Annotated in this window: 11 protein-coding genes and 2 pseudogenes; 6 read left to right on the top strand and 7 right to left on the bottom strand. The window is 71.9% G+C overall.

The features are described 5' to 3' along the window. Positions 1-77 precede the first annotated feature (77 nt). Positions 78-1,115 carry a LacI family DNA-binding transcriptional regulator gene (locus DEH69_RS19850; protein ID WP_113688328.1) on the top strand — a complete coding sequence of 346 codons (1,038 nt, stop codon included), beginning with the start codon at positions 78-80 and terminating at the stop codon, positions 1,113-1,115. A gap of 110 nt (positions 1,116-1,225) precedes the next feature. Beyond that, positions 1,226-1,462 carry a hypothetical protein gene (locus DEH69_RS19845; protein ID WP_113688327.1) on the top strand — a complete coding sequence of 79 codons (237 nt, stop codon included), beginning with the start codon at positions 1,226-1,228 and terminating at the stop codon, positions 1,460-1,462. A gap of 49 nt (positions 1,463-1,511) precedes the next feature. On the opposite strand, the gene DEH69_RS19840 is transcribed toward DEH69_RS19845, so the two are convergent. Continuing rightward, a complete protein-coding gene (locus tag DEH69_RS19840) occupies positions 1,512-2,984 on the bottom strand; it encodes an RICIN domain-containing protein (protein ID WP_113688326.1) in 1,473 nt (490 codons plus the stop codon). Between the two features lie 187 nt (positions 2,985-3,171). Continuing rightward, complete coding sequence (locus DEH69_RS19835) at positions 3,172-4,086, bottom strand: SAM-dependent methyltransferase (RefSeq protein ID WP_113688325.1); 915 nt, start codon at positions 4,084-4,086, stop codon at positions 3,172-3,174. 203 nt (positions 4,087-4,289) lie between these two features. Here DEH69_RS19835 and DEH69_RS19830 point away from each other — a divergent pair, with 203 nt between their 5' ends. Further along, positions 4,290-4,616, top strand: coding sequence for an FKBP-type peptidyl-prolyl cis-trans isomerase (locus DEH69_RS19830; RefSeq protein WP_113688350.1), 327 nt, complete (start codon positions 4,290-4,292; stop codon positions 4,614-4,616). 79 nt (positions 4,617-4,695) lie between these two features. Here DEH69_RS19830 and DEH69_RS32150 read toward each other — a convergent pair whose 3' ends face one another. The 3 genes and pseudogenes from DEH69_RS32150 to DEH69_RS19820 all read right to left on the bottom strand — a co-directional run bounded on the left by DEH69_RS32150 (position 4,696) and on the right by DEH69_RS19820 (position 7,325). Continuing rightward, complete coding sequence (locus DEH69_RS32150) at positions 4,696-4,896, bottom strand: extracellular solute-binding protein (RefSeq protein ID WP_258534801.1); 201 nt, start codon at positions 4,894-4,896, stop codon at positions 4,696-4,698. Positions 4,897-4,918: 22 nt separating this feature from the next. After that, positions 4,919-5,200, bottom strand: a pseudogene (locus DEH69_RS32920) (sugar ABC transporter substrate-binding protein); the annotation flags it as partial. A gap of 109 nt (positions 5,201-5,309) precedes the next feature. Continuing rightward, on the bottom strand, positions 5,310-7,325 hold the full coding sequence (locus DEH69_RS19820; RefSeq protein ID WP_113688323.1) for a glycoside hydrolase family 127 protein: 2,016 nt from the start codon (positions 7,323-7,325) through the stop codon (positions 5,310-5,312). A gap of 328 nt (positions 7,326-7,653) precedes the next feature. Between DEH69_RS19820 and DEH69_RS19815 the strand changes: the two genes are divergently transcribed. Continuing rightward, positions 7,654-8,631 (top strand): LacI family DNA-binding transcriptional regulator, encoded by a 978-nt coding sequence (locus DEH69_RS19815; RefSeq protein WP_258534806.1) that lies wholly within the window; start codon positions 7,654-7,656, stop codon positions 8,629-8,631. A 65-nt stretch (positions 8,632-8,696) separates the two neighbouring features. On the opposite strand, the gene DEH69_RS19810 is transcribed toward DEH69_RS19815, so the two are convergent. Together DEH69_RS19810 and DEH69_RS19805 are read right to left on the bottom strand one after the other, a co-directional pair. Continuing rightward, entirely contained in the window at positions 8,697-9,302 is a 606-nt protein-coding gene (locus DEH69_RS19810; protein WP_113688322.1) for a hypothetical protein, read from the bottom strand. Continuing rightward, on the bottom strand, positions 9,299-9,778 hold the full coding sequence (locus DEH69_RS19805; RefSeq protein WP_113688321.1) for a hypothetical protein: 480 nt from the start codon (positions 9,776-9,778) through the stop codon (positions 9,299-9,301). The genes DEH69_RS19810 and DEH69_RS19805 overlap by 4 nt, the downstream gene beginning before the upstream one ends. A 319-nt stretch (positions 9,779-10,097) precedes the next feature. Here DEH69_RS19805 and DEH69_RS19800 point away from each other — a divergent pair, with 319 nt between their 5' ends. Continuing rightward, positions 10,098-10,772: an SUMF1/EgtB/PvdO family nonheme iron enzyme gene (locus DEH69_RS19800; RefSeq protein WP_113688320.1), complete on the top strand. Its 675-nt coding sequence runs from the start codon at positions 10,098-10,100 to the stop codon at positions 10,770-10,772. Positions 10,773-10,828: 56 nt separating this feature from the next. Then, positions 10,829-11,359: pseudogene (locus tag DEH69_RS19795) on the top strand (aminoglycoside phosphotransferase family protein); the annotation flags it as partial. Positions 11,360-11,509: the final 150 nt, after the last annotated feature.

Raw genomic sequence — 11,509 nt, 5'->3', positions numbered from 1 at the left:
GCCGCCCCCGCCCTCAGGTAGGGTCGCGGGGCGCGGCCCCCGGCCGTGCGCCCGTGCCTGAGGGAGAGGAGCGGTCCATGCCCCAGCGCGCACGCCCGACGGTCACGCTGCACGACGTGGCGCGGCGGGCGGGTGTGTCGATCGCGACCGCCTCCCGGGTGCTCGGCAACAGCGCGCGCCCGGTCGGCAGGGAACTCCAGGAACGCGTGCTCGCCGCCGCGGCCGAGCTGCGCTACGTGCCCGACGCCGCCGCCCGCGCGATGAAACGGGGCAGCGACGCCATCGGCCTGCTCGCCGACGACCTCACGACACCCATGATCGCGCTCATCGTCGCCGCGATGGAACGCGAGGCGTCCGCGGCGGGCGCGTTCGTCACCGTGTCATCGACCGGCGGCACACCCGAGGGACAGCTCAGGGCGATCGAGGTCTCCCGCGCGGTGCGCCCCAGGGCCCTCGTCCTCACCTCGGGGCGCATCGACGCCGCGGCGCTCGGCGGCCGACTGCTCGACGCCCTGCGCTCCTACGCCGACGAGGGCGGCCACGTCGTCATCGTGGGGGAGAGCGACCTGCCGTTCACCCGGATCTGCTTCGACAACCGGGGCGGCGCCCGCACCCTCGGCGCGCTCGTCGCCCGCGACGGGCACCGCCGCGTCGCCGTACTCGGCGGCCCCGACGGGCACTTCACCGCCGCCGAACGCGTCGCGGGCTTCCTCGACGGGCTCGCCGACCACCCCGACCCGGTCACCGACGTCCGCGTCGTACCCTGCGAGGACAGCCGCCAGGGCGGCCACGACGCGACGCGCGCGCTCCTCGCGGAGGGCGGGGACATCGACGCGATCCTCGCCATGAACGACATCGTCGCGATCGGCGCCCTCGCCGCCCTCCGCGCCGCGGGGGTGCCGGTACCCGGGCGCACCTCCGTGGTCGGGTTCGACGGCATCCCGCTGGCCGCCGACGTCACGCCGCGCCTGACGACCCTCGCCCTGCCGTTCGCCCGCGTCGGCGCCGAGGCGATCCACCGCGCCATCGACCACGACGGCGGCCCCCACCGCCCCCTGCGGGTGAGCGGCACACTGATGACCCGCCAGAGCCTCGCGCCGCGCGGCGCCGCGTAGACGGAGCGCCCCGCGGGGCTGTGGTGGGCGGGGCACCGCGCCACCCTCACCGTCTGGCGCGCCGACCCACCCGGGCTGCGGCCCCGTTCGTTCTGGGAGAAGGCCCTGCGATGAAGCCCCCGGGCAGCCTCGTCTCCGTCCAGGTCAACGCCGCCACCGTACGCCGCCACGACCACCTGGTCATCGGCGGACAGGCGTTCGTCGTCACCGACCTCACCACGATGACCCGAGGCCGCAAACGCCTTGAGTTCCACGACGGCCAGTCGCTCACCATCAGCGCCACCACCGTCCTGTGGGCCGCCCGCTGGACCCCCTACCACGCACACCACCGACGCGGGGCCCGTTGAACGCGGGGGCGACCGCCTGCGCGGCCGCCCCCGTCGCGCCATGGCCGGGTCAGACGGCCGTTGGCCTGAACTGCTGGTGCTGCGCGCCCGAGCACGTGTACTGGATCAGCCGGGCGCCGTCGGCCGTCGACTCGTCGGAGACGTCGAGGCACTTGCCGCTGTGCACCGCCTCGATCCGCACATACCCGCCCCCGGCGTCGGCCAGCCGCCAGCGCTGCGCCGCGCCGCCGTCGCACACGGACTGCACGACCCGGGCGGCGTTCGCCGTCGACCCGTCGGCGACGGCCAGGCACAGGGAGCTGTGCCGGGTGACGAGCTGGACCTCGCCGTTGCCCGCGTCGCGCGGCCAGAACCGCTGGTTGCCGCCGCCGTTGCAGCCGTACTGCGCCAACTCCGCGCCGATGGCCTGGGATTGGCTGGGGATGTCGAGGCACTTGCCCGAGTGCCGCGCGGTCAGGGTCCGGTAGGGGCCGCCCGACGCCGCGACGGTCCCCGCGGCGGTGTCGATGGTCAGCTGCGGCGCCCAACTCATGCTCAGCGTACGGTCGTCGGGGAACGTGAGCGGCAGCCACACATAGCGGGAGTCGTTGACGCGCCCGCCGAACGAGTTGCCCCAGCGGTCGCCCATATACAGATACGAGGTGGCCGCGCTGCCCTGGATCGTCAGCACCCACGCCGTCTGGGAGCCGAACGCCGTGGAGTCGCCGATGTCGCGCATCGCGCTCCAGCCGGTGGCCAGGCTGGTCGAGGTGGCGTACTGCTGCTGGTTGGGGCTCCACCCCGTGGCACCCGACGTCACCATGAAGTAGACGCCGTTCCGCTTGAACAGGGCGGGCGCCTCCCGGTGGCCGCCGGGCCAGGGGTTGGCCACCAGGGTCTCGACGTCCGTGTAGTCGTCGGTGAGCCGGTAGAGGTGCAGGTCGTAGTTCTCGCGCGCGGCCGAGGCCATGTAGCCGGTGCCGTCGTCGTCCACGAACACCGTGATGTCGCGCGACATGTGGCCGAGCGGCCGGAAGCTGCCCCGCCAGTCGTAGTCGCCGTCCACGGTGTCGGAAACGGCCACGGCGGCCCTGGCCTCGCTGTAGTCCTGGCCGTTCTCCTTGTGCATCCACATCACGAACTGCCCGGTGGCCTCGTTGTACATGACCTTGGGGCGCTCGATGTTGGCCTGCTGGAGCTCGGGGTCGGACTGCTGGGTGAGGACGTGGTTGCGGAACTCCCAGGTCCTCAGGTCGGTAGAGCGGTAGGCGGAGACGTAGCGGAAGCCGTTGCTGTCCTCCTGGCGGTTCTCGCCGAACCAGTAGTAGTGGGCGCCGACCCTGATGACGCCGCCGCCGTGCGCGTGGACGGGATCGCCGTTGGGGTCGGTGAACTGGGTGCCGTTGAGCACGGTGACCGGCGCGGCGTGGGCGGCCGGGGCCACCGAAAGCGCGGCGGCGAGGCTCAGGCAGGCAACGGTGACCAGCAGCCAGGCGCGGCGCGCCGCCCGGCCTCCCGGCCCGCTCGTGGTGGGGGAACGCATGGTGCCCTTCCTTTCTGACGCGGCTCGTGCCATCGAGGGATGTTTGCGTAAACATCTGGGCTGACGCCGTTCAGTATGGAACGCCCTCATGCACCGTCAACCCCCCACGCACACAAGGCCACCGACCCGTTCACACTCGAACAGGAACGAACGTCCCGCGGGCCGGTGACCCCGGTGCTCCGCCGTGTCAGGGCGCCGTCGGAAGGGGCTTGCGCGCCAGGCCGCCATGGCAGGCGACGGGGTCGGGGAGGCCGAAGGGGAGGACGCCGGGTCTCCACTGGGAGCAGCTGACGACGCCGGGTTCGAGGAGGTCGAGGCCGTCGAAGAAGCGGGTGATCTGCTCCGGGGTGCGCGGCGTGTAGGGCGTGACGCCATGGCCTCGGTTGTGGCGGCTGATCGCCTCGACATAGGCGGGGTCGGTGGTGGAGCCGTCGTTGAGGCCGAGGAAGCTTCCGGGGGCGAGGGCGTCAAGCAGGCGAGAGGTGACCGAACGCGCCTGATCGAAATCGGGTACCAGGCCGAGGATGCCCATGAGCATGAGGCCGACGGGCTTGTCGAAGTCGAGGGTGCGCGCAGCCTCTTCGAGGATGCGCTCCGGGTCGCGCACATCGGCGTGCACGTAGTCGCACGCGCCCTCGGGCGTGCTGGTGAGAAGCGCATGGGCGTGTACGAGGACAAGCGGGTCGTTGTCGACGTACACGATGCGGCTCTCGGGCGCGATGCGCTGGGCGACCTCGTGCGTGTTGTCGACGGTGGGCAACCCCGTGCCGATGTCGAGGAACTGGCGTATGCCCTCCTCCTCCGCCAGGTGACGCACGACGCGGCCGATGAACGCCCGGGAGTGGCGGGTGAGCTGGACCATGCCGGGGAACACGGCGGCCACCCGGTCGCCCGCGTCGCGATCGGCCTGGTAGTTGTCCTTCCCGCCGAGCAGGTAATTCCAGATGCGCGCGGAGTGGGGAACGGAGGCGTCGATCTTGGGGGCGGCGTTTGGGGCGTCGTCGTTGGCAACGTCGCCGTCCGGAACGTTGTCGTTCGGAAGGTTGTCGTTCGGAAGGTCGTCGTTCGGAAGGTCGTCGTGCGGCTCGGTCCGTTCGGTCATGGGCGTCTCCTCGTCGGTGGGTGGGGGCGGGCGGGTGCTCTGGTGACGAGGCGTAGGTTACGCACCCGTGTGCGAGGGGGTGTGCGGCGGGCGGGGCGGCTCGGCGCGGCTCGGCGCGGCTCGGGGCGGCTCGGGGCCGGGGCGCGCCCTGTTCGGCACGGTCAGTAGTGTGGTCGCTGATCATCGAGCGGAAGGCGGCACGCATGGGTGTCACGTTGGAACGCCTGTCTCCCGGAGACGGCCAGAGCTTCCCCCGGCCGGGGGACACGGTGAGGATCCACTACGTCGGGACCCTCGAGAACGGCACGAAGTTCGACTCCTCCCGCGATCGCGGGGCCCCGTTCGTGACGCAGATCGGCGTCGGCAAGGTCATCAAGGGGTGGGACGAGGGCGTGCCGCAGCTGTCGGTCGGGGAGAAGGCGACCCTGATCTGCACGCCCGATTACGCGTACGGGAGCCGGGGCTTTCCGCCCGTCATCCCCCCCAACGCCACGCTGCGGTTCGAGGTCGAACTCATCGCGATCGACTGATCGCTTCGCCAAGCGCTGGATCAGCTCGGCCATGAGGGCGGGGTTCGTCGAACGGTCGCAACCCAACGCAACCGATCGGTCACGGGGGCGGCCGCACGTCCGCCGCCCCGCTATGTGACGGACCCCGCCACCAGCCCCCGCACGTAGTACCGCTGTGGACGTCGTCGCCCAGCGCGCTGATCCGCCGGGCGGCGTCGACGAACTCGTCCCAGTTCCGCGGCCGTTGGTCCGGGTCGAGCCCGGCGTCGCGGAACAGGTCCCGGTTGTAGAAGAGCGCCAAGGCGTCCCCCGGTGAACGGCAGCGCGTAGCGCCGGTCCTGGTACATCCCCTGGTCCAGGTGCGGCTCGCTGAGCCGGTCGAGCTCGGGCAACTCCCGGCTGGGGCCGGTGATGTCGGCGAGCACGCCCGAGGACGCGAAGAACGGCACCAACACGAGGTCGGTCGAGGCCAGGTCGGGCCCGGTCAGGTCGGGCCCGGCGCCGCTCGCGACCGCGACGCCGAGCTTCTGCACGTAGTTCCCCGGCGGCAGCAGCGTCAACTCCACCAGGACATCCTGGTGTTCGGCGTTGAACCGATCGACCACCTCGCCCGTGAACCCCGACTGGTCGGAGCGCGCCCACGGGCTGAGCGTCACCGGCCCGCCCCCCGTCCGCCGCGCGCCCGGAGTGAACGCCGCGGCGGGGGGCCGCCGTTCACCGGACCGAGCCGTTGGGCGCGGCGGACCCGCCACGGTCGGCGAGGCCGGGGTCGCTGCCGAGGACCGGCAGCCACACCCGCATCGCACCCCGCTCGCGGTGGCCCCACAGGTGGTAGGGGATCGCGGTGAACTCCCGTACGGCGCCCGCCCGTTCACCCTGCTCTCCGCTCGCGGGGCCATAGGGCCACCAGTCCTGGCCCAGCACGGGCGGCGGCGTTACGGCCGCCCCCGTGACCGTGACGACGCCGCCGAGCAGCTCGGGCCGCGCCATCTCGCGCAGCCCGGCGCCCGGGTCGATCCGCAGGTCGTCGAGCGCGGTGCCCGCGGGGTGGTCGGCCAGCTCGGTACAGTAGACAAGCGGTCCACGTTCGATGGCGAGGCAGCCGCGCAGCGCGTCCGCGCGCGAGGGCGGCGCGGTCAGCCGGGGCGCCAGGTCGAGGTCGAGCACGACCGTGTCACCGGCCCGCCAGCGGCGCCGGATCCGCAGCCAGCCGTCGTCCTCCGCGTCCGCGCCCACGCGTTCGCCCGCCGCGCTCGCCGTCCAGCGCCCCGCCGCCCAGTGCGGTACGCGCAGTGTCAGCGTCCGGTCGGCGTCCGGGCTCTCGGTGACGGTGACCTCGATCCGCCCGCGCCAGGGGTAGTCGGTGGCGACCTCGACGGCGAGCCCTTCCGCGGCGTAGGAGCCGGTGGCGTACTGGTGGACGACAAGACCTTCGCCGTCGCTCGCGGTCAGGTAGTGCGGCAGCGAGGAGAGCAGCCGCATGACGTTGGGCGGGCAGCAGGCGCAGTGGAACCAACGGGTGCGGAACGGCCCGCGGTCCCCGCCCCAGGGCACGTAACCATCCCTGACATGCAGGGGGTTGACATAGGAGTAGTGCTCGCCGTCGAGCGCGACACCGGCGAGGAAGCCGTTGAGCAGCACCCGTTCCATGTGGTCGGCGTACCGCGCCTTGCCGGTGGCCAGCAGCAGCCGCCAGCTGAGCATCGCCGAGGCGATGGCCGCGCAGGTCTCGGTGTAGGCCCGCTCCGACGGCAGCTCGTACGGGTCGCCGAACGCCTCGTCGGTGTGCCGCGCCCCCAACCCGCCCGTCACATAGGTCTTTTCGGCCGCCATCTCCTCCCAGCAGCGCTCGGCGGCGGCCAGCAGCGACGCGTCGCCGGTCTCCGCGTACACGTCGACGGCCCCGGCGAGCAGATAGAGCTGCCTGACCGCGTGCCCCGCCACCGCGTCGGCCTCCCGCACCGGCACATGGTCCTGCCAGTACCGGTCGCCGAACCGCCCCCGCGGCAGCAGCCCTTGGCCGCGCCGGTCGATGAAGTACCGTGCCAGGTCGAGGTATCGGCGCTCCCCTGTGACGCGGAACAGCTCCACCAGGGCCGTCTCGATCTCCGGGTGGCCGCACACCCCGTCGATCCGGCCCTCGCCCGTGCCGAAGACCTCGTCGATGTGGTCGGCGAACCGCCGTGCGACGGTGAGGAGTTCGGTGCGGCCCGTGGCCCGCGTGTGCGCGACGGCCGCCTGGACGAGGTGCCCCGCGCAGTACAGCTCGTGGCCCCAGTCGAGCTCCTGCCAGCGCCGGTCGGGGCGGACCACCTGGTAGAAGGAGTCGAGGTAGCCGCTCGGCTCCTGCGCGTCCACGAGCAGCCCGGTCACCTCGGCGAGCAGTTCCGCGAGCTTCGCCGACTCCTCGGCGCCGGTGTCCGGATCGCCCAGCTGCCAGGCCACCGCCTCGAGCCACTTGTACACATCGGAGTCGAGGAACGGCAGGTTGTTGACGTAATCGCCCGTCGCGGTGCCCGCGGCCAGGCGCAGATTGTGCAGGTTGCCCGCCTCGACCAGGCGCTGATGCCCCGCGGGGACGCTGGTGGCTGCGTTCACCGAGCGGCGGGCGTGCCAGAGCCCGCCCGTGACCCGGGCGGCGGCCGCCGGGCGCAACGTCGTGGCGGCGGAGTCGGTCGGCAGAAGGGGTCCTGAGAGTGGTCCTGAGAGCGGGGCGGTGCTGGCGGTCATGCGGATGCTCCCTGAGGGGTGCGCGGCTCGGGTGCCGAGAAACAGTCGGCAACTAAAGGAAAACGGTTGCCTCCCTCGGTTGATGGAATCTAGGACGACCCGGATCGGTGGGTCAAGAGGGCTGCGCGGAGTATGATCCTGCGACTCCGGTGGCGCGTTACGATGTGCCACCCAGAGGAGCGGAACGGCCCACGGCTGTGGGGAGCAGGGAGCAGGAAAAGGGTTGTCCGAGATTGATCTCACAGAGTCAGGCGCCGACGGGCGCGACGCGCGGGCCACGGACGCGGGGCGGCGCGAGCCGGGCGGCGCGCGGCGCGCGCGGGTCACCATCGCCGATGTGGCCGCGCTCGCCGGGGTGTCGATCGGCACGGCGTCCAAGGCGTTGAACGACCGCGGCAAGCTCCGCGACGAGACCCGCGCCAGGGTGGCGGAGGCGGCTCGGCGGCTCGGCTTCCGGCCCAACGAGATGGCCCGCAGCCTGCTGAGCGGGCGCAGCTTCACCGTCGGGCTGCTGACCACGGACCACGTGGGGCGCTTCAGCCTGCCGGTCCTGCTCGGCGCCGAGGACGCGCTGGGCGCGGGGGAGATCTCGGTCTTCCTGTGCGACACCAGGGGCGACGCCATCAGGGAGCGGCACCATCTCAAGGCGCTGGCGTCCCGCCGCGTGGACGGCCTGATCGTCGCGGGGCGGCGCACCGATCCCCGGCCGCCGCTGCGGCAGTTCCTCGATGTGCCCGTGGTCTACGCGATGGCGCCCTCCACGAGCGAGGACGACATGTCGGTGGCCCCCGACGAGCGGCAGGGCGCGCGCGACGCGGTGCGCCACCTGATCGCCGCGGGCCGCACGCGCATCGCGCACATCACGGGCCCGGCCCGCCACCACTCCTCGCAGGCCAGGGCGGACGCCTTCAGGCAGGCCCTGGCGGAGGCCGGGCTCGAACCCGCAGGCGGCCACGTCCTGTTCGGCGAGTGGAACGAGCCATGGGGCCGCCAGGCCGTGCAGCACATCCTGCACGCGGAGCCGCGCTGCGACGCGGTGTTCTGCGGCAGCGACCAGATCGCGAGGGGCGCCGCTGACAGCCTGCGGGAGCTGGGAGAGCGCGTTCCCGAGGACATCGCGCTCGTCGGGTTCGACAACTGGGACGTGATGTCGACCGCCTGCCGCCCGCCGCTCACCACGGTCGACATGGAGCTGAGCGAGCTCGGCCGCGCCGCCGCGGTGCGCCTCCTGGAGGCGATCGACGACCAACCCCAGCCCGGCACACGGTACTTGCCCTGCCGCCTGGTGATTCGCGACTCGGCCTGAGACGTTCGGAAGGCTGGCGTTCGGAGCGCTGGCGTTCGGAAGGGGAGCATTCAGAAGGGGAGCGTTCAGAAGGGGAGCGAGGCGGGGAAGCGTGAGGTCTCGAGCTCCCACACCACGGAGAACGAAGGACACGCGGCGGTCGGCCCGTCCCACTCCGCGGTGAGGACCGCCTCGCGAGGGACGCCATCGGTCGAGAAGTCCGTGCGGGTCTCGTACTCGCTCAGCCAACGGGCCGAGCCCGCAGCCGCTTCCCGGCCGTTCGCCGTGATGCGCCAGCGGATCTCCCGGTCCTCGCAGCCCTCGGGCACCGAGAGATGGAGGGTGCCGCGCATTCCGCTGATCCGGATCAGACCGGCGGTGGAGCCCACCTCGACGCGAAGGACGCCCTCCATGCGCTCGCGCACGTCCCACGTGAAGTACCGGTGCCTGGTGCTGCTGGTCCGGCTCGTGTACGTCTTCTCCTGGACCTCGGGGCGGTCGCCTTCGGCGTAGGTGACCCGCACCCTGCCCGGCGACGCCAGGAGCGCCAGCGCGATGATCAGCAGGACGCTGCCGCAGAGGACGAACAGGGCGAGGAAGGGGAACCGCTCGTCATCGCTTCCGCGCGCCTCGGGACCCTCCCCGGCCTCTCCGGTGCCTTCGGCCTCCCCGGCCTCTTCGGGCGCCGTCATCGGAACGCGTACCAGAGGTCGAACTCCGCGGCCGTGCGCGGATGGTGCCAGGTGAGGCCGAACGCGTCGCACCACGGGGCGTCGCCCCCGTCCCACTCGGCGCTCAGCGTGACCGACTCGGGGGCGCCGTCCAAGGCGTGGTCGGTGGCGATCTCGTACTCCCGCTCGCCGGTCAGCGTTCCCGCGCGTACGTCGTCGCCGTCCACGGCGATGCTCCAACGCACCGTGCGCGCCTCGCAGTTCGCCGGAACGGTGACGGTGAGATCGCCGATGAGCGCACCCCGGGAGATGGCGGCATCCGCCCGGAAAGCGGTCTCCATGCCGTCCGCCACGCTCCACTGGAGCGCGGGCGAGGAGATCGGCGGGGCGGAGGGCTCCCGCCCGCTGTCATAGGTGAGCCCCTTCTCCCTTGCGGCGAACGCCGCGCCCACCGCGAGGTAGATCCCCGCGAGCAGGACAAGCAGCGTGAGGGCCACCGCCAGGGTGACCGGAGAGCGCTCTCCCCGGTGGGCGTTGCCACCGGGGCGCCGCGAAGGGACCCCGCCCGGCGCGTCGGGAGAGCGCTCTCCCACCTCCCGGCCCCCGGCCGCCCGCTCAAGCGCGGGCGCCACGGTGACGGCTGCCGACAGGCGCAAGCTGGCCGGCGATCGGTCTGGGGAGATTGACCTGTGCCACTGAAGGATGATCGATGGCTGTTTGTGTCAGTGAAGGACGACTTGCAGCTTCATGTCAGCCCAGGACAACCGTTCGGCTCTGGTGTTTCGCACTGACAGGTCTCGTTAGGATCTCCTGATCATGGACGTGATGATGGGGAACGAGATGATCGCCATCCCGCCGGGGCAGGTGACGCTGTCGGACCGGCGGACGCAGCGCAGTTGGTCGGTCGAGCTTGCGCCCTACCAGCTCGCGGCATTCCCGGTCACCCAGGCGTTGTACGCACAGATCACAGGCCAGCGGCCCAGTACCACCCCTGGGGACCAGTTGCCCGTCGAGTGCGTCTCCTGGTGGGACGCGACGCGGTTTTGCAATGCCCTGTCCCAGTGGGCCAGCCTCACGCCCGCGTATCACATCCGTGCCGAGGCTGAAGCCATCGAGTGGGACGCGTCGGCCGACGGGTATCGACTGCCGACCGAAGCCGAGTGGGAGCACGCCTGCCGTGCCGGGACGACCGGGCCGCGCTACGGGGATCTCACTGAGATCGGCTGGTACCGCGGCAACTCGCACGAGCGCGTCCACGAGGTGGGCGGCAAGCGCCCCAACGCGTGGGGTCTCCACGACATGCTCGGCAACGTCTGGGACTGGTGCTGGGACGTCTACGACGCCGAGGTCTATGGCGCCTATCGGGTGCTCCGTGGCGGGGGTTGGTTCGATGAGCACTGGAGTTGCCGGGCCTCCGCGCGGCGCCGCAGCCACCCGACTTTCCAGGTCGACGACGTGGGATTCCGCGTCGCGCGTTCTGTCGCGCGTTGATCCACGTCGTGTGCAGGCCGCCCCGCGCGGGGTCGATCCGGCGATAGCGTGACTTCATGACGGTTGAAGACGAGGCGCTGGTCGGCGGGATGGTGAACGTGGGGGCGGTCTTCCGCCGGGGAGAGTTGGTGGAGCGACCGGCACCGCGCAACGCGCGCACCCTGCATGCCTATCTCCTTGCGCTGAAGGAGCACGGCTTCGACGCGGCGCCGACCCCTGTCGGTCTCACAGCGGAGGGTCGTGAGCAGCTGACCTTCATCCCTGGCGACGTGGCTCTGCCGCCGTTCCCGGACTGGGCGATGACGAGTTCCGCCCTCGCATCGGTGGGGAGCCTGCTGCGGCGTCTGCATGAGACCAGCGCGGCCGTCGCGGTCGACACCCGTGCCGAGTGGCCCCGGGGCCTGGCCGACCCGGAAGGGGGAACGATGCTGTGCCACAACGATGTGTGCCCGGAGAACGTCGTCTTCCGCGACGGTCGCGCCGCAGCCCTGATCGACTTCGACTTGGCGGCCCCGGGCCGGGCCCTCTGGGACATCGCCATGACCGCCCGTTATTGGGTGCCCATGCTTGATCCCGAGTCCGCGGCCCCCGGTCCGAACCCGGTGCAGGATCCCGTTGATCACCTGCCGGTGATCCCGTCACCGGCCACAACGGCCATTACTCACCGGCAGAAACGGCCACAGCCGTTCCCACTCCTCGTCAGATAAATCACCCCCGCCCATAACCAGACCAACGAA

This window comes from Streptomyces sp. PT12 (assembly GCF_003311645.1).
In the GTDB taxonomy this organism is placed as follows: domain Bacteria; phylum Actinomycetota; class Actinomycetes; order Streptomycetales; family Streptomycetaceae; genus Streptomyces.
Note: the sequence above shows the minus strand (reverse complement) of the source record. Positions and strands in the feature narration are given on the sequence as shown.

Bases quoted from the DNA above. Each gene is read 5' to 3' on its own strand.
- DEH69_RS19850 (WP_113688328.1), top strand. From the start codon at position 78: ATGCCCCAGCGCGCACGCCCGACGGTCACGCTGCACGACGTGGCGCGG.
- DEH69_RS19845 (WP_113688327.1), top strand. From the start codon at position 1,226: ATGAAGCCCCCGGGCAGCCTCGTCTCCGTCCAGGTCAACGCCGCCACC.
- DEH69_RS19840 (WP_113688326.1), bottom strand. From the start codon at position 2,984: ATGCGTTCCCCCACCACGAGCGGGCCGGGAGGCCGGGCGGCGCGCCGC.
- DEH69_RS19835 (WP_113688325.1), bottom strand. From the start codon at position 4,086: ATGACCGAACGGACCGAGCCGCACGACGACCTTCCGAACGACGACCTT.
- DEH69_RS19830 (WP_113688350.1), top strand. From the start codon at position 4,290: ATGGGTGTCACGTTGGAACGCCTGTCTCCCGGAGACGGCCAGAGCTTC.
- DEH69_RS19820 (WP_113688323.1), bottom strand. From the start codon at position 7,325: ATGACCGCCAGCACCGCCCCGCTCTCAGGACCACTCTCAGGACCCCTT.
- DEH69_RS19810 (WP_113688322.1), bottom strand. From the start codon at position 9,302: ATGACGGCGCCCGAAGAGGCCGGGGAGGCCGAAGGCACCGGAGAGGCC.
- DEH69_RS19800 (WP_113688320.1), top strand. From the start codon at position 10,098: ATGGACGTGATGATGGGGAACGAGATGATCGCCATCCCGCCGGGGCAG.